The organism is Lentzea flava (assembly GCF_014648475.1).
GTDB lineage: Bacteria > Actinomycetota > Actinomycetes > Mycobacteriales > Pseudonocardiaceae > Lentzea > Lentzea flava.
The window spans coordinates 50,923-66,576 of sequence record NZ_BMRE01000022.1 but is presented as its reverse complement, the minus strand read 5'-3'; the positions used below and the strand labels follow the sequence as shown (position 1 = coordinate 66,576).

17 protein-coding genes are annotated in these 15,654 nt (G+C 71.5%); 4 read left to right on the top strand and 13 right to left on the bottom strand.

Going from position 1 to position 15,654, the window contains the following annotated elements:
- Position 1: 1 nt before the first annotated feature.
- From IEZ09_RS24345 to IEZ09_RS24305, 9 genes are all read right to left on the bottom strand, one after another.
- On the bottom strand, positions 2-595 hold the full coding sequence (locus IEZ09_RS24345) for an Rv1733c family protein (RefSeq protein WP_189256062.1): 594 nt from the start codon (positions 593-595) through the stop codon (positions 2-4).
- Between the two features lie 282 nt (positions 596-877).
- The gene (gene ppk2 / locus IEZ09_RS24340) at positions 878-1,669 is read right to left on the bottom strand and encodes a polyphosphate kinase 2 (protein ID WP_189256061.1); all 792 of its coding nucleotides are present in this window, start codon (positions 1,667-1,669) and stop codon (positions 878-880) included.
- Entirely contained in the window at positions 1,669-4,194 is a 2,526-nt protein-coding gene (locus IEZ09_RS24335; RefSeq protein WP_189256060.1) for an HAD-IC family P-type ATPase, read from the bottom strand. The genes ppk2 and IEZ09_RS24335 overlap by 1 nt, the downstream gene beginning before the upstream one ends.
- Complete coding sequence (locus IEZ09_RS24330; RefSeq protein WP_189256059.1) at positions 4,175-4,579, bottom strand: CBS domain-containing protein; 405 nt, start codon at positions 4,577-4,579, stop codon at positions 4,175-4,177. The genes IEZ09_RS24335 and IEZ09_RS24330 overlap by 20 nt, the downstream gene beginning before the upstream one ends.
- A complete protein-coding gene (locus tag IEZ09_RS24325; RefSeq protein ID WP_229812901.1) occupies positions 4,576-5,031 on the bottom strand; it encodes a universal stress protein in 456 nt (151 codons plus the stop codon). The genes IEZ09_RS24330 and IEZ09_RS24325 overlap by 4 nt, the downstream gene beginning before the upstream one ends.
- Before the next feature lie 23 nt (positions 5,032-5,054).
- Positions 5,055-7,634: a bifunctional acetate--CoA ligase family protein/GNAT family N-acetyltransferase gene (locus tag IEZ09_RS24320; protein ID WP_189256057.1), complete on the bottom strand. Its 2,580-nt coding sequence runs from the start codon at positions 7,632-7,634 to the stop codon at positions 5,055-5,057.
- On the bottom strand, positions 7,631-8,134 hold the full coding sequence (locus tag IEZ09_RS24315; protein WP_189256056.1) for a universal stress protein: 504 nt from the start codon (positions 8,132-8,134) through the stop codon (positions 7,631-7,633). Before IEZ09_RS24315 ends, IEZ09_RS24320 begins: the two co-directional genes overlap by 4 nt.
- A 70-nt stretch (positions 8,135-8,204) precedes the next feature.
- Complete coding sequence (locus IEZ09_RS24310) at positions 8,205-9,416, bottom strand: MgtC/SapB family protein (RefSeq protein WP_189256055.1); 1,212 nt, start codon at positions 9,414-9,416, stop codon at positions 8,205-8,207.
- Positions 9,417-9,419: 3 nt separating this feature from the next.
- Positions 9,420-9,632: a DUF1918 domain-containing protein gene (locus tag IEZ09_RS24305; protein ID WP_189256054.1), complete on the bottom strand. Its 213-nt coding sequence runs from the start codon at positions 9,630-9,632 to the stop codon at positions 9,420-9,422.
- A gap of 139 nt (positions 9,633-9,771) precedes the next feature.
- Between IEZ09_RS24305 and IEZ09_RS24300 the strand changes: the two genes are divergently transcribed.
- Complete coding sequence (locus tag IEZ09_RS24300; RefSeq protein ID WP_189256053.1) at positions 9,772-10,218, top strand: universal stress protein; 447 nt, start codon at positions 9,772-9,774, stop codon at positions 10,216-10,218.
- Between the two features lie 45 nt (positions 10,219-10,263).
- Here IEZ09_RS24300 and IEZ09_RS24295 read toward each other — a convergent pair whose 3' ends face one another.
- From IEZ09_RS24295 to IEZ09_RS24285, 3 genes are read right to left on the bottom strand one after another with little or no spacing between them, the layout of a single operon-like run.
- Positions 10,264-11,142, bottom strand: a complete 879-nt coding sequence (locus IEZ09_RS24295; protein ID WP_189256052.1) for a universal stress protein — start codon at positions 11,140-11,142, stop codon at positions 10,264-10,266.
- On the bottom strand, positions 11,139-11,708 hold the full coding sequence (locus IEZ09_RS24290; RefSeq protein ID WP_189256051.1) for a CBS domain-containing protein: 570 nt from the start codon (positions 11,706-11,708) through the stop codon (positions 11,139-11,141). Before IEZ09_RS24290 ends, IEZ09_RS24295 begins: the two co-directional genes overlap by 4 nt.
- A gap of 28 nt (positions 11,709-11,736) precedes the next feature.
- The gene (locus IEZ09_RS24285) at positions 11,737-12,429 is read right to left on the bottom strand and encodes a hypothetical protein (protein ID WP_189256050.1); all 693 of its coding nucleotides are present in this window, start codon (positions 12,427-12,429) and stop codon (positions 11,737-11,739) included.
- Between the two features lie 128 nt (positions 12,430-12,557).
- Here IEZ09_RS24285 and IEZ09_RS24280 point away from each other — a divergent pair, with 128 nt between their 5' ends.
- The 3 genes from IEZ09_RS24280 (at position 12,558) to IEZ09_RS24270 (ending at position 13,796) form a co-directional block, all read left to right on the top strand.
- Positions 12,558-12,827 (top strand): DUF1876 domain-containing protein, encoded by a 270-nt coding sequence (locus tag IEZ09_RS24280; protein ID WP_189256049.1) that lies wholly within the window; start codon positions 12,558-12,560, stop codon positions 12,825-12,827.
- 13 nt (positions 12,828-12,840) lie between these two features.
- Positions 12,841-13,059, top strand: coding sequence for an SHOCT domain-containing protein (locus tag IEZ09_RS24275; RefSeq protein WP_189256108.1), 219 nt, complete (start codon positions 12,841-12,843; stop codon positions 13,057-13,059).
- An 80-nt stretch (positions 13,060-13,139) separates the two neighbouring features.
- A complete protein-coding gene (locus tag IEZ09_RS24270; protein WP_189256048.1) occupies positions 13,140-13,796 on the top strand; it encodes a response regulator in 657 nt (218 codons plus the stop codon).
- Between the two features lie 111 nt (positions 13,797-13,907).
- On the opposite strand, the gene IEZ09_RS24265 is transcribed toward IEZ09_RS24270, so the two are convergent.
- On the bottom strand, positions 13,908-15,587 hold the full coding sequence (locus tag IEZ09_RS24265) for a GAF domain-containing sensor histidine kinase (RefSeq protein ID WP_189256047.1): 1,680 nt from the start codon (positions 15,585-15,587) through the stop codon (positions 13,908-13,910).
- Positions 15,588-15,654: the final 67 nt, after the last annotated feature.

The following is a 15,654-nucleotide window of genomic DNA, read 5'->3' as shown; positions in this document are numbered from 1 at the left end:
CTCACCGCCCCGTCCACTCCGGAGCGATCCGCAGCCATTCGGTCCCCCACCGGCGCTCGCGGATCCGCTGGTGCGCGAACCTCACGGCCAGGTACAGCAACGTCATCGAACCGGCGGTGCCGCCCCACAGCAGGAGGGCGAGCAGGATCGCGTTGATCGCGGCACCCTCGTTCGTCATGGGCGGCACGGTCACCGCGCCGTTCCGGTCGATCCAGACCGGCACCTTCGCGCCCGCCTTCGCGTCGTAGTGCGCCTGCACCACGCCTTCGCGGGCACTGCCGTCCGGCAGCCGCCAACGCGCGAGCACGGGCGTCGACTCGACGACGCCACCACGCTCGGTGGAGCCGATCGTCGGCGGCGCGTCCTCGATCAGCACGGCGTCCACGTGGTGTCTGCTCGCCTGCTCGACGGCGACCTGGGCCCGGTGCGTCGCGTAGACCTCGGAGCCGGTCGCGGCCACCACCGGTACGGCCAGCAACGCGACCGCGACACCCGCCGCGAGCACGGCACCCTCGATCCGGTCACCTGTCGTCGCGAGCTTGTTGCGGTAGGGAAAGGCCTGATGGACGAGCCTGGTCATCGGTTTCGCGGTCATGGTCCACCTCCGGTACCAAGATTTCCGCGTGGGCGCCCGGATCCCCAGGGACCTTGGTCGCGTCACGGATGAGCCCGTGGTCTCGGGGTCAAAGGAGTCGCCGTGCGGTGGTCGCCACCGTCGGCGGGGCCGGAGTCTGAAACGGACTTCGAAAGCCCTGCAGAACGTCCGTCCGCGACCGCCGTCTCGCCGTGATGCCGGCCGAGGAGGACACGGCGCGCGCCTCGTGCCGGCAGCACCGCCGATGGCCGCGTCACTACGTGCAGTCCGCGGACCAGGTGATCACGGCGTGACGTCGAGGCCGCCGGCCCAGTCCGGCACCTCCCGCTGCAACGCACGAGGCGTGCGGTGATAGCCCTGCGACGCAGGGCGTTGCGGCAGCACGATCTCCTGCGCCTGCACGTCGTGACGCTCGATCGTGCCGAGCAGGTGCGCGATCATGTTGATCCGCGCGCGCCGCTTGTCGTCTCCTTCGACGACGTACCAAGGGGATTCGGCGATGTCGGTGTGCACCATCATCTCGTCCTTGGCGCGGGAGTAGTCCTCCCAGCGCGCGAACGACTCGAGGTCCATCGGTGAGAGCTTCCACCGCTTCAACGGGTCCGAGAGGCGCTTGCGGAAGCGGCGTTCCTGCTCGGCGTCGCTGACCGAGAACCAGTACTTGCGCAGCAGCAGCCCGTCCTCCACGAGCATCCGCTCGAACACGGGGCACTGCCGGAGGAACACCCTGTGCTCGTCCGGCGTGCAGAAGCCCATCACCCGCTCGACGCCCGCGCGGTTGTACCAGCTGCGGTCGAACAGCACGATCTCGCCGGCCGCGGGCAGATGGGCCACGTAGCGCTGGAAGTACCACTGGGTGCGCTCACGTTCGCTCGGTGCGGGCAGCGCGGCGATCCTGGCGACGCGCGGGTTGAGGTGCTCGGTGATCCGTTTGATCGCCGAGCCCTTGCCCGCCGCGTCCCTGCCCTCGAACAGGACCACGAGCCGGGCCCCGGTGTCGCGCACCCACTCCTGCAGCCGCACCAGCTCGATCTGCAGCCGCAGCAGCTCCCGTTCGTAGACCTCCCGCTTCATCACGAACCCCGCAGCAGGCGGTGCCGCCACTTGTCCAGCTCCACCAGCACGTACGAGACCGCGCTCAACCCGAACACCACGAGCCACGGCTGCCAGCCGAGCGGAGCCGTGTGGAACAACGAGTTCATGAACGGCACGTAGGTCAGCAGCAACTGCAGGCCGATGGTCAGCGCCACTCCCACGAGCAGCCACCGGTTCGGGCCGGTGCGCGGCCGGATCCGCACCAGCGAACGACAGTTGGCCAGGTAGGAGATCTGGGCACCGACGAACACGTTGACCGCGACCGTGCGCGCGACCTCCAGCGACGCGCCGGCCGACAGCTGCCAGCGGAACGCCCAGAACGAGCACGCCAGCAGGATCGCCGACACGAACAGGATCCGGCCCACGAGCGTGCGCGTCAGCAGCGGCAACGACGGCGGGAGCGGTGGTCTGCGCATCACGTCCGGCTCGCGCGGTTCGAAGGCGAGCGTCAGTCCCAGCGCGACGGCGGTCGTCATGTTGATCCACAGGATCTGCACCGGCAGGATCGGCAGTGCCGCGCCGAGCAGGATCGCGGTGAGGATCACCAGGCCTTCCGCCATGTTCGTGGGCAACGTCCAGATGATGAACTTGCGCAGGTTGTCGAAGACGGCCCGGCCCTCCTCGACGGCGGCGCGGATCGAGGCGAAGTTGTCGTCGGTCAGCACCATGTCCGCCGCCTGCTTGGCGACCTCCGTGCCGCCGCGGCCCATCGCCACGCCGATGTCCGCTCGCCGCAGCGCGGGAGCGTCGTTCACGCCGTCACCGGTCATGGCGACGACCTGGCCGTCCGCCTGGAACTGCGTGACCAGCCTGAGCTTCTCCTCCGGCGCGACGCGGGCGTGCACGTCGGAGATGCCGAACTCGGCGGCGATCACGCGGGCCGTGGCCGGGTGGTCGCCGGTGATCATCTTGACCTCGATGCCGGCGGCCTGGCAGGCGTGCACGGCCTCGATCGCCTCGGGGCGGGCCGGGTCGTGCATCGCGACGAAACCCAGCAGCTCCACGGTTCCCCGCAGGCCTTCCTCGGTCAGCTCGGCGCCGGCAGCGCGGCCGATCGCGAGCACCCGCAGCCCCGCGGCCGCGAGTTCCTCCGCTTCGGCGCTGTGCCCCAGCCCGGCGAGGTCCAGGACGCGTTCGACGGCGCCCTTCACGTAGATCACGTCGTTCGCGTGCCTGGTCGCCATGAACAGCCGTTCCGAGCTGAACGGCAGCACGTCGACCCGCTCCGGCACGTCCTCGGCGCTCAGCCCAGCCTTGCGCGCGGCCACCACGAGCGCGGCCTCGGTCGGGTCGCCCACGGGCTGCCAGCGGCCGTCGTCCTCGACGATCCGGGCGTCGTTGCACGCCAGTCCGGCGAGCAGGCAGTCGCGCACGGCCGCGTTCGCCGACGGTGTGAACGTTCCTGTTGGCGCGTAACCGATTCCGGACACGTCGTACCGCACACCACCGACCACGACCGCGTTCACGGTCATCGCGTTGGCGGTCAGCGTTCCGGTCTTGTCGGTGCAGATCACCGTGGTGCTGCCCAATGTCTCCACCGCGGGCAGTCTGCGGATGATCGCGTTGCGCCGAGCCATCCTCGCCACCCCGATGGCGAGAGTCACGGTGACCGCGGCGGGCAGTCCCTCGGGGATCGCGCCGACGGCCAGCGCCACCGCCGCGGTGACCATCTCGGCGAACGGCTCGCCGCGCAGGACCCCGACCACCACGCTGAACGCGGCGAGGCCCAGGATCACGACCGTCAGCACCTGGCTGAAGTGCGCGAGCTTGCGGGTCAACGGGGTCTGCACGGTCGCCGTCGTGCTCACGAGCCGGTGCACGCGGCCGATCTCGGTCTCCGCGCCGGTGGCCACGACGACCCCGCGCCCGCTGCCGGACGTCACCAGCGTGCCGGAGTAGGCCATGTTCGTGCGATCCGCCAACGCGGTTTCCGGTGGCAGCACAAGAGGATCCTTGGTCACCGGCACGGACTCGCCGGTCAACGCCGACTCGTCGACGCGCAGCTCCCGCGCGCCCACGAGCCGCAGATCGGCGCCCACCTGATCGCCCGCGTCGAGCAGCACGACATCACCGGGAACCAGCTCCGCCGAAGGCACCCGCATCGGCACTCCGTCGCGCACGACGGTCACCTCGGTGCGCACCATCGCGACCAGCGCGTCCAGCGCCCGTTCGGCACGGGCCTCCTGGACGAAACCGATGATCGCGTTGACCACGACGACAGCGAACACCACGGAGGCGTCCACGACCTCGCCGAGCACGGCGGTGATCGTCGCGGCGGCCAGCAGCACGTAGATCAACGGGTGGTGCAGCTGCAGCAGCAGCCGCACCACCCAGCTCTGCCCCCGGCGCGGCGGCAGCTCGTTCGGCCCGAGCTCGGCGAGCCGCTGCCGCCACCGCTCGGTCGAGAGCCCGGTGTCGGAGTCGGTCTCCGTGAGCAGCACGACGTCGGGCACCGGCAGGCCGTGATGCCCGACGTCGTCGCGGTCAACCGTGGTGACCGGCATTGCCGGCTCGCAGATGGGGATCGTCGTGGCTGATGGCCTCAAGAACGTCGCGCCGGGTGACCATGCCGATGACCCGTCCCTCGTCGATGATCGGTACACAGAGGACCTCGTAGAGGCTCATCGCGCTGAAGAGCGTCTCCGCGTCCATGTCCGGGCCCGCGGTGAGCTTCGGTTGCGCCATCACCTGTTCGACCCGCGGTGAGGGCACCCCGTTCCTGCCGAGCACGCAGCCGGACTTCGTCACCACGCCGAGGAAGACGCCGCCCTCGTCGATGACGGGCAGCATCGTGAACGCGAAGTCGTCCATGAGTCCCTCGGCGTGGCGGGCGAAGTCACGCGGCCCCACCGACACGAGGGGCCGCACCACCACCTCCTTCGCCTTCATCGGCTGGTCTCCGCGAGTTCGCGGTCGCGCACCGGGATGACGACGACCGGGGCGTGCGCGTGCCGCACGCAGTGCATGCTGGTCGAGCCCAGCACGATCTGGCGCACCGGGTGACCGGTGTGCGACCCGACGACCAGCATCGCCGCGCCGTCCGACGCCTTCTCGAGCACCTCGGCCGCGAAGCCGCGCAGGCTCTGCCGGACGATCTCCGGCACCTCGGCGCGACCGGCCGACGCCGTCCGCACCGCCTTCTCGATCACCGCTTCCGAGTCGGCCTGCGCCTGCTGGGCACTGGTTTCGTGCCAGTCGGTCAGCGGTTCGTACGTCCAGGCGTGGACGACGGTGAGCGGGCAGCCGCGCACGACCGCCTCGTCCATCGCCCACTGGAGCGCTCGGTCCGATGCCGGTGTCCCGTCGACACCGACGACGACAGGGGCTGAGTTCGTGCTCACTGGATCCTCCTCTTGTGCGGGTCTCAGGGGGTGCGGAGCTGCCGCAGGAACGGGTCGGTCCGGTGTGGCCGCGCCACCCGGACCCTGGCGTCCACCACCAGGCATCCCGTGTCCGTCACGACGAGCGGGTTGATGTCGAGCTCGACGACCTCGGGCAGCGCGGCGGCGAGCTCGGCGACGCGCAGCAGGACGTCGCGCACGGCCTGTGCGTCCACGTCGGCGAGAACGCGGCCGGCGGACCGGAATCCGTGCACCAGGGCATCGGCGTCCGTTGTGGACAGTGGGGCGAGCGCCGCCGCACGGTCGTCGATCAGGTCCGTGTCGACGCCACCGAGCCCGGTGACGAGCAGCGGCCCGAACTTCTCGTCCGTCGCGACGCCGACCAGCAGCTCGCGTCCGCCCGCCGCCATCGGCTGCACGAACACGCCGCGCAGCCGGTCGCCGAAGCGCTCGCGGAAGCCGCGGAAGGCCTCCGCCACCCCGGCCTCGTCGGAGATGCCGAGCACCACGCCACCGCCTTTGCTCTTGTGCAGCAGGTCGTCCGCGACGGCCTTGAGCGCGACCGGTGCGTCGTAGGCGCGTTGGGCGGCCACGGCGTGTTCGGCGGTGGTGACGAGCGTTCCGCCCAGAACGGGCAGGCTGAACGCCTTCAGCAGCCGCACGACCTCGTCCGGCGGGAGCCAGCCGTCGCCCTGCCTCCGCACGATCTCCTCCGCCGTCGCCAGGTCGATCCCGCCGAGATCGGCGAACTCCCTGGGCCGGCCGAGCCACTCCGCGCGTTCGGCGAGCCTGGCCAGAGCCGCGGCGGCCCGCGCCGGTTCGGCGTAGCAGGGCACCTCGTCGGCGAGCCGCTCGGTCTGCCCGGTGCGGACCGCCAGGACCGGTGTGCCGTCGACGCGGTGCACACCGGTGGTCGGGTCGCCGAGCGCGGTCGGGACGGTCACGGTGATCACGGCGTCGACCGCCGGATCCGCGCCGACGAGGTCGAGGCACCGGGCGAACGTCTGCTCGTCCACCGCCGCCGTCGTGTCGATCGGGTTCTGGACGCTCGCCGCGGCGGGCAGCAGCTCGCGCAACGACTTCAGCGTCTCGCCGGACAGTTCGGCCAGGTGCAGCCCTTCGCGCACACAGGCGTCCGCGGCGAGCACGCCGAGACCGCCCGCGTTGCTCAGCACCGCCACCGACCGGCCGCCCGGCACCGGCTGCCAGCTCAACGCCATCACGACGTCGACCAGCTCCGGCACCCCGTCGACGGCGATCACCCCGGCCTGCCGGAACAAGGCGTCGCGCGTGACCGACGGCGTGGCGGTCGAGGCCGTGTGCGAGGCGGCGGCGCGTTGACCGGCCTCGCTGCTGGCGGCGCGGATCGCGAGCACCGGCTTGTGGGCGGCGATCTCCCTGGCCAGGCGGGCGAACTTGCGCGGGTTGCCGAACGACTCGAGGTACAGCGCGATCATCCGGGTCTGGGGGTCCTGGCCCCACCACATGAGCAGGTCGTTGCTGCTGATGTCGAGCTTGTCGCCGGTGGAGACCAGGTTCGACAGGCCGAGGCCGAGCCGCCGCAGCTCCTCCTGCACCGCGATCGCGATGCCGCCGGACTGGGTGACCAGGCCGATGTCGCCCGCGAGCGTGCTGTGGGCGGAGAACGTGGCGTTCATCCGCACGGCCGGAGAGCTCGTCGAGACACCGAGACAGTTCGGCCCGACGAGACGCATTCCGTGTGTGCGCACGATTCGCAGCAGTTCCGCCGGGTTCACGCCCGACGAGATGACGACCAGCGCGCGCACGCCCCGCCGTCCACACTCGTCGGCCACCCGCGGCACGGCTTTCGCCGGCACGCACACGACGGCGAGTTCGGGTGCTTCTGGCAGCTCGGTCACCGAGGCGTAGCAGTCGACGTTCGCGACCGACTTGGCGTGCGGGTTGACCGCGTACAGGTCGCCGGTGAAGGCACCCTCGACGAGGTTGCGCAGCACAGCGTGCCCGACCGAGTCCGGCGACCGGCTCGCGCCCACCACGGCGATCGAGCCGGGCCGCAGCACGTGGCTCAGGCTGGCGGCCTCGGCGACCTGCTCGCGTTCGGCGACGGCCTCCAGGTAGCGCTCGCACGGGTCCAGGCCGAGGTCGACGTGGACGACGTCGCCGTCGGCCACGACCGTCCACACGAGACCCATGTCGGTGAACACGCGCAGCATCCGGAAGTTGATGGCGAGCACCTCCGCCGTGAACCGGCGGATGCCGCGCCCGCGGGCCAGCGACACCAGGTGTTCGAGCAGCAGCGTGCCGACGCCGTGGGTTTGCTCGGCGTGCGACACGACCAGCGCGACCTCGGCGCCGTCGGACTCGCCGACCACCACGTAGCTGGCCGCGCCGAGCAGCCGGTCGCCGCGCATCGCCCCGATCACCACGTGCCGGGGCTCCTCGGGCGACACCATGCGCTCCACGAAGTCCTCGAGCTGCCGCGGTGACGTGCTGAAGAACCGCAGGTACTGGTCCTCCAGCGGCAACGACCGGTGCAGCTGGAGCAACGCCGTGACGTCGCCGGGCCCCAGCTCGCGCACCGTGACGAGCGAGCCGTCGGTGAGCAGCGCGGTCGCGGTCACAGCAGCGGTCCGGGCGTCAGCGGCGCGGCGGCCTCGGCGACCGGCCGCTCCTTCTCCGCCTTCGGCTCGCGGATCACGACCACCGGGCACGACGCGTGGTGCACGCAGTAGGAGCTGACCGAGCCGAGGATCGCCTCGGCGAGCGGGCCGTGGCCGCGGCTGCCGACCACGAGCAGCTCGGCGTCCTTCGACGCGTCGGTGAGGATCGTGCGCGGGTCGCCCTCGACGAGAACGCGGCGGATCTCGACGCCTTCGAGCCCTTCCACGGCACGGTCGAGCACGCTCTGCTGGGCGGAGCGCATGGCCTCCGGCGAGATCCGCATGCCGATCTCCGCGGGCACCGGTCCGATGACGATGCCGTAGTCCGGGTGCCACGCGCTGATCGCGTCGACCCGGCTACCCCGCCTGCGCGCGTCCTCCACGGCCCAGCGGAGGGCTTCCTGCGCGGCGGCTGATCCGTCTACGCCGACCACCACGGGCCGGGATTCCTTCTCGCTCATGACTTCAGCGTCGTCTTCGCGCCAGTGGCGGGTGAGTGCCCGCAGTCCCCCTCACCGAAGGACCTTGGTCCTACCAGGCCAGGGCCAGCGCCACGGCGGCCACGACCGGCACCAGCCACGCGCCGAGCCGCAGCGCGAACCCCAGTCCTCCGGTGGCCGCCGCCAGCACGAGCTTCACGACGGTGTTCGTCGCCAGTGCCGCCCCGCACGCCAGCACGGCGGTGTGCACCGGGATCGACTGCGGGGCAAGGGAAGCGGCCGCGATGGCGGCGGCGTGGGCGTCCGCGAGACCCCCGAGCGCGCCGGCGGCCACCACTCCCCCGCCGCCCAGCCAGTCCGCCGCCGCGCGGGTCACGACGAGGAACAGCACGAGGATCGCGGCCAGCGACAGCGCGGCCCTGATCGACATCGGCCTGCCGACCACGGGTTCGTCGTCGGTCTCGGCGGGTTTCGTGCGCCACACGAGCCAGGCCACCTCCACGAGCAGCACGGCCACGCCCGCGCCGATCGCGGGCAGGAGCCGCAGGGCGACCGGTGGACTCGCGACCGCGGTCACCGCGACGATCTGGGCGAGCGTGGCGAGGTTGACCGCCACCGCCCCCGGGAAAGCCGCGCTGCCGACGTCCCGGTACTTCCGTCCCATCACGGCGGTCGTGGCCGATCCGGACACGAACCCGCCCGCGAACCCGGTGACGAGCAACCCCCAGCGCTGCCCGAAGGCCCGTGCCGCGACGTAGCCGGCCCAGCCGATGACCGTGACCGCCACGACCAGCCACCACACGCGCGCCGGGTTGAGAACCCCGTACGGCCCCAACGGTTTGTTCGGCAGCAACGGCAGCACGACGAACGCGACGACGAACAGGATCATGGCGTCCTTGACGTCCTGATCGCTGATGACCTTGCGCGCGAACCGGTGCAGCGGCCGTTTCGCCGACAGCAACGCGGCCACCACCACTCCGACCGGCACGGCCACCTCCGGCCGTTGCCACGAGAGCGCTCCCAGCAGGAACGTCGTCACCGCCGCGATCTCGGTCGTGGCACCGGGTTCGGTCGTGCGCAGGTACCAGGCGATCACCAGCGCGGCCACCGCCGCAAGGCTCACGCCCAGCGCCACCGGGCCCAGCGCGGCGCCCAGCACCCCGGCCAGCGCGATCAGCGGGAACGTCCGCGACCCCGCCGGCCTGGTGGAGTCGCGGGCGTTGTCGTGCTCGCGTTCCACGCCCAGCAGCAACCCGATCGCGAGCGCCGTCGCGATGTGCACCAGCGCCGCGGTGAGCCCCACCGCTCAGCCCGCGCGCAGCCGTGCAGCGTCCTCCGCCGGGACGACGTGCGCGTCCGGACCGGGAAACACCAAAGCCTCGTGGTCGTTGTCCAGCCACCGCACCACGTACGGCGGCGTGCCGTCCTCGTGCCGCACCTCGACGATCAGCCCCCGCTTGCCGCCGTGGTCGAGCACCGGGCCCTTCACGACGAGCCAGTCACCCGCTTTCGCCTTCATCGCGAACCTCCTCCGGACGAGGTTCGCCCCGAGGCGTCCGCGTCAGCAGTGCGGATGGGCTCGGCCGTCTCATGACGTTGGTCCCTGCCAGCCGGCCGGTCCCGGCGGCGACGCTCGTGCCAAGCGATGGGAGAAGACGATGAGGACACCCGTGATCCTGGTGGGAGTGGACGGCTCCGAGCAGTCGGGCGCCGCGCTGCGGTGGGCGTTGAAGGAAGCGGTGCGCTTCGGCGCGAGGGTGGAGGCCGTGCTCGCCTACCACCAGGAACCCGCGTTCGTGCCGGCGACGTCGATGGGCCTGCACCCGTACGGCGAACAGCCGCACCGGCACCCCGCCCGCGACCTGCACAGGGCCGTCGAGCAGGCGCGCGCCGCCGTGCCCGGTGCGCCGGACGTCGCCGAGACGGTCGTGGTGGGTGATGCGGCGGACCACCTCGCGGAGGCGTCCAAGCACGCCGAGCTGCTCGTCATCGGCACGCACGGGCATGGCGCGCTGGCTCAGGCGTTGCTGGGCGGTGTGGCCGCGAAGTGCCTGCGCGACGCCGAATGCCCGGTCGTCGTCATCCCGCCGCACGCGGCCCGATGAACGCCGAGGCGGCCTCCCGCCACCGAGAGGCCGCCTCGATCCCACTCACTCGGCAGGGCGCACGATCGCCAGCGGGCACGGGGCGTTGTAGACGAGCGCCTGGCTCGTCGACCCGAGCAGCATGCCGGCGAACCCGCCGTGCCCGTGGCTGCCCACAACCACGAGCCGTGCTTCGGCGCCGTACCTCATGAGGGCCCTCACCGGACGGTCCCGCACCACCACGCGGTGCACCGGGACGTCCGGGTACTTCTCCTGCCACCCGGCGAGCCGTTGCGCCAGGAGCCGTTGTTCCTCGGACTCGACCTGGCCCCAGTCGACGGTGAGCGGGGTCGCCGTGTAGGCGCTCTCCACCATGAAGTCCTGCCAGCACATCACGACGGTCAGCGGGCACTCGCGCATCGACGCCGCCTCGAAGGCGAACGCGAGCGCGGCCTCGCTCGTCGGGGAGCCGTCCACGCCGGCCACGACCGGGCCGCCGGGCACCTCGGCGCCGCGCACGACGACGAGCGGGCACTTCCCGTGCGACGCCAGGGCGAGTGCCGTGGAGCCGACCAGCAGGCCCGTCACGTTGCCGAGTCCCTGCGAGCCAAGGACCATCAGCCTGGCGTCGCGCGACTCCTCGATCAGCAGGTGGTTCACGGCGTCACCGACGACCTCCGTGGTCACCTCGACGCCGGGGGCGACGGCACGAGCGGCGGCGACGGCCTCGGTCAGCCAGTCCTGGGCCTGCTCCTCGATGGCGCGCCTGACCTCGTTGCCGGTCAGCACGATCTCCGGATATCCCCTGGTGGGCAGGGAGTACCCGTGCACCAGCCGGAGCGGGGTGTGGTGGCGGGCGCAGTCGGCGGCGGCCCAGCGCACCGCGGCGAGCGCGGACGACGAGCCGTCGACACCGACGACCACCGGGGCGGACGGTCCCTTCATCGCTTTCCTCCTGTCAGCACGCGCACGCGCAGAACGCCGTGCACGGAACCGGCGAGTGCGGTCAGCACCCGTTCGGTCTCCTCGTCCGGGTTCTCCGCCGCGATGACGGCCTCGCCGTCCTGGACCGCGACCGTCCACTTGCGACCGCCGCCGTAGATGTCGAGCACGTGCTGGACCTCCGCCGACACGGTCGTGTCCGTGCGGGCCAGCGCGCGCACGAGATCGCGCCGGGTCACCACGCCGAGGACCTTCGAGCCGTCCACGATCGGGACGCAGCGCACGTGGTCGTCCAGCATCACGCGGGCGAGCACCTCCGCCTGCGCACCGCCGTCCATCGCGAACGCCGGTGTGGTCATCACGTCGCCCACGGTGCTGCCGCGGGTCTCGTCGACGTAGCCGTTGCGCAGCAGGTCGGCCTCGGTCACGATGCCGATCAACCTCTTGTCGCCGTCCACCACGGGCAGCGCGGTGAAGCCGTGCGACACGAGCAGCGCCGCCGCGCCGCGCACGGGTACCTCCGGTGTCACCGTGATGGCCGGACTCGTCATGATGTCGCGAGCACGCATGGCGCTCCTCCCTTCGTCGTTTGCGACGCTAGGAACGCGTCGCGCCCGTGGACGCGGTCGTTGGTCCCGCGCCGTCCGGGTCCTTGGCACCCACGACCAGCACGGCCTGCGGGTAGCCCGCCAGGCCGTGGCGTTCGATCAGGCCGGCGCGCCACTCCTGGCGGTGCATGAGGTGCACGACGGGCCGTACGCGCATGCCAGCCGCCCGCGCGGCGAGCACGGCGGCTTCCAGGGCGGCGCCACCGCGGATGTGGTCGGGCCGTCCGTCGCCCACCGTCACGACGACGAGCGTGTCCTCGGTGACGGGGTGCAGTTCCGTGCCGGCCCAGTGGTTGGCGTACACGAGCTCGCGGGCGTCGCCGTCGCCCGTGCCGTCGCGCAGCAGCATGGCGCGGTGCTGGCTCAGCTCCTGCGGTGTCGGCGGCTGCTTGCCGTCCGCCTTGACGACGGCGATCAGGTCCGGGTTGGCGTAGTCGTGCGGGAACACGACCTTCGCGTGCCACCCGCAGGACCGGACGGCCAGCACGACGTGTTCGAGCGCCGCGCCGCACGTGAGCAGGCGGTCCATCCCCAGCGGGTCGTGCAGCGACTTCTGCGCGACCTCGTACAGGTAGACCGATCGCCCGTGCAGCTCCAGCACCCACGGCTTGCTCCCGCTGTAGACGGGCGCGTTCCTGGCCGCTTCCACGATTTCCGCCGCTTCGGCGGGACTCCAGCGCATGTCTCGACGATCCGGCCACCGCGGGTGGGTCCGACAGGGCGGACGGTCTCGCCCGGTGCAGGCCCTTGGACTCTGCGCGCACGCCGGTGCGGCGGCCGAACCTGGAACTCCCAGGACGAGGAGGTTCCATGAGCACCGCCAAGAAGTGGACGGTCGAGATCCGCATCGACGAGCACGAGTCGCGCACGAGGGCGGAGGCACGCCTGCACACCGACGACAGGACCCACCTGGTCGGTGTCGGCCTGGCCCGGCTCAACCCCGCCGACCGCGACGTCCCGGAGATCGGTGACGAGCTCGCCGCGTCCCGCGCGCCGTCCGACCTCGCGCACCTGCTGCTGGACGCCGCCGCCAACGACATCGAGGGCGTCACCCACGTCCCCGCCCAGCTGACCGAGTGAGGAGAACACCGTGATGTACCCGTACTACGGCGGCGGTCCCATGGGCTGGGGCGGCTTCCTCGTCATGATCCTGAGCATGATCGTGTTCTGGGGAGGTCTGCTCACGATCGTCGTCGTGCTGCTGCGCAGGCACGACGGCACCGCGGTGCGCATCCTCGAGGAGCGGCTGGCCAAGGGTGAGATCGACACCGACGAGTTCGATCGCGTGCGAAAGACCTTGCGATCCAGATGATCAGAGTCTTTGGTCCCTGTGTGCGACCATCCGGGTGAGGGATCGTTCAACTCGATGTCGGTGAACGAGAGGTGGTAGCCGTGGCCGCGCGAGTCTTCCTGGTGGACGACCACGAGGTGGTCCGCGTCGGGATCAGAGAGCTGCTCAGCGCCCAGGAGGACCTGGAGGTCGTCGGCGAGGCGTCCTCGGTCACCGAGGCGCTGACCAGGGTGCCCGCGGTGAACCCGGATGTCGCCGTCCTCGACGTGCGGCTGCCCGACGGCAACGGCATCGAGCTGTGCCGCGAGCTGATGTCGCGGCTGCCCGACCTCAAGTGCCTGATGCTGACGTCGTTCACCGACGACGAGGCGTTGTTCGACGCCATCATGGCGGGCGCCTCCGGCTTCGTGCTGAAGCGGATCGTCGGCAGCGACCTCACCAACGCCGTGAAGACCGTCGCCGCGGGTGGCTCACTGCTGGACGCGCGCTCGACGGCCGCGCTGCTCAACCGGATCCGGCGGGAACGCGAGCAGGGCGACCCGGTGCGCATGCTCACCGAGCAGGAGCGCACGGTGCTCGACCTGATCGGCCAGGGCCTCACCAACCGGCAGATCGCGGACCAGATGTTCCTCGCCGAGAAGACGGTGAAGAACTACGTCTCGCACCTGCTCGCCAAGCTCGGGCTGGAGCGCCGCACCCAGGCCGCGGTGCTCGCGTCGAAGCTCTCGAACAAGCCCGCACCGCGCGAGGACGGTTAGGTCCTGTCTCGAAGTGGCCACCGTTCACCCACAAGCACCTCACCCGCACCATTTCGTGACACGCGGGGCGTGCCAACCGTCAGCAGGGTTGTGCCGGCTTCGGCACAGGCGCTAGTCGAGGGGCACCTGCCAGGTCACGCGGGTACCGCCGCGGGGTTCGTCCGCCACGGTGCAGGTGCCGCCGTAGCCGGCCGCCCGCTGCTCCACGTTGCGCAGGCCGCTGCGCGCGACGTGCGGCGGCATGCCGACGCCGTTGTCCACCATGCTGATGACCAGGGCGTCGCCCGCCTCCACGGTGAGCGTCATCTCGGTGGCACGGGCGTGCCGCACCGCGTTGCTGACGAGTTCCCTGACCACGGCCTCCGCGTGCTCGCCGATGTGGTCGGGCACCAGGTTGTCGATGGTGCCGCTCATCCTGACCGCGGGCGACACCGGCGCGTCGTCGGTCAGCTCGGCGACGATGTCGAGCAGCCTGCGGCGCAGGCCGGTGTCGTCGTCGGCGGCCTGCAGGTCGAAGATCGACGTGCGGATCTCCAGCACCGTCTCGTCGAGGCTGTTGACGGCCTTCTGCACCCGCCGCTTGGCCTCGGGGTGGTTCACCCAGGTCAGCGCGCCCTGCAGGCTCATGCCGGTGGCGAACAGCCGCTGGATCACGTGGTCGTGCAGGTCGCGGGCGATGCGGTCGCGGTCCTCCAGCACGTCGACCATGCGCCGCGCGTTCTGGTTCTCGGCGAACTCCAGCGCCACGACCGCCTGGTCCGCCAGCGAGGCGAGCAACGGCATGAGATCCGGCCCGAAGTGCGCGGCGCCCTTCTCCCGCACCGTCACCAGCAGGCCGCTGACGGTCGCGCCCGCACGCATCGGCACGATCACGCAGGCGCCGAGCTCCGGTCCGTCGACGCCGAACAGGGTGTCCACGTCCTCGACCAGGACCGGCGCGCCGGAGTCGAGCACCTCGCCGAGCACGGTGCCCTTCGGGTCCAGCGTGCCCTCGATCAGCCCGACGCCTGCCTGCGCCACCGGGCGCAGCAGCCGCTCCGCGCCGTCGGCGAGCAGCACCACCGAGCTCGACGCGCCGGCCAGCTCGACGGAGCGCTGGGCGATGAGCTGGAGAGCGTCGTCGGCCGACGCCCCGCCCAGCAGCTGCGAGTTGATCTCCGCGGTCGCCTCCAGCCAGCGTTCGCGCAGCCGCGACCGTTCGAACAGGCGGGCGTTCTCGATGGCCACACCCGCGGCGGCCGCGAGCGCCTCCAGCACCACCTCGTCGTCGGGCGTGAAGTCGACGTCGCCCCTCTTCTCGGTCATGTACAGGTTGCCGAACACCTCGTCGCGCACGCGCACGGGCACGCCGAGGAAGCTGTGCATCGGCGGGTGGTTGGGCGGGAAGCCCACGGACGCCGAGTGCTCGGCGAGGTCGTGCAGGCGGATCGCCCTCGGGTCCTTGATCAGCAGTCCGAGCAGGCCCTTGCCCTCCGGCAGGTGGCCCATCTTCGCGCGCGTCTCCGCGTCGATGCCGACGTAGACGAACTGCGAGAGGTTGTCGCGCTGGCCGAGAACACCCAAAGCGCCGTAGCGGGCCCCCACCAGCTCGGTGGCGGCCTGGACGATGCGCTGGAGGGTGGAGTCCAGCTCGAGGCCGGCGCCGACCGCCAGCACGGCGTCGAGCAGGCCCTGCATCTTGTCCCGCGTCGACCCGATCTCGGCCAGTCGCTCGCGCATCTCGTCGAGCAGGTCGTCCAATCTCAACCCGCCCAGCAGACTGCGCGACTGGCTCTCAGCTGAACCCGTCATGGATCAACCCTGTCATGAGGTGCTTGCGACGCCAAGCAGTCCCTGCCAGGTCGGGACCTTCGGCGCT

Excerpts from the sequence above, each read along its gene's own strand:
- IEZ09_RS24345 (WP_189256062.1), bottom strand. The coding sequence starts at position 595 with ATGACCGCGAAACCGATGACCAGGCTCGTCCATCAGGCCTTTCCCTAC.
- ppk2 (WP_189256061.1), bottom strand. The coding sequence starts at position 1,669 with ATGAAGCGGGAGGTCTACGAACGGGAGCTGCTGCGGCTGCAGATCGAG.
- IEZ09_RS24335 (WP_189256060.1), bottom strand. The coding sequence starts at position 4,194 with ATGCCGGTCACCACGGTTGACCGCGACGACGTCGGGCATCACGGCCTG.
- IEZ09_RS24330 (WP_189256059.1), bottom strand. The coding sequence starts at position 4,579 with ATGAAGGCGAAGGAGGTGGTGGTGCGGCCCCTCGTGTCGGTGGGGCCG.
- IEZ09_RS24315 (WP_189256056.1), bottom strand. The coding sequence starts at position 8,134 with ATGAGCGAGAAGGAATCCCGGCCCGTGGTGGTCGGCGTAGACGGATCA.
- IEZ09_RS24305 (WP_189256054.1), bottom strand. The coding sequence starts at position 9,632 with ATGAAGGCGAAAGCGGGTGACTGGCTCGTCGTGAAGGGCCCGGTGCTC.
- IEZ09_RS24300 (WP_189256053.1), top strand. The coding sequence starts at position 9,772 with ATGAGGACACCCGTGATCCTGGTGGGAGTGGACGGCTCCGAGCAGTCG.
- IEZ09_RS24295 (WP_189256052.1), bottom strand. The coding sequence starts at position 11,142 with ATGAAGGGACCGTCCGCCCCGGTGGTCGTCGGTGTCGACGGCTCGTCG.
- IEZ09_RS24290 (WP_189256051.1), bottom strand. The coding sequence starts at position 11,708 with ATGCGTGCTCGCGACATCATGACGAGTCCGGCCATCACGGTGACACCG.
- IEZ09_RS24285 (WP_189256050.1), bottom strand. The coding sequence starts at position 12,429 with ATGCGCTGGAGTCCCGCCGAAGCGGCGGAAATCGTGGAAGCGGCCAGG.
- IEZ09_RS24280 (WP_189256049.1), top strand. The coding sequence starts at position 12,558 with ATGAGCACCGCCAAGAAGTGGACGGTCGAGATCCGCATCGACGAGCAC.
- IEZ09_RS24275 (WP_189256108.1), top strand. The coding sequence starts at position 12,841 with ATGTACCCGTACTACGGCGGCGGTCCCATGGGCTGGGGCGGCTTCCTC.
- IEZ09_RS24265 (WP_189256047.1), bottom strand. The coding sequence starts at position 15,587 with ATGACGGGTTCAGCTGAGAGCCAGTCGCGCAGTCTGCTGGGCGGGTTG.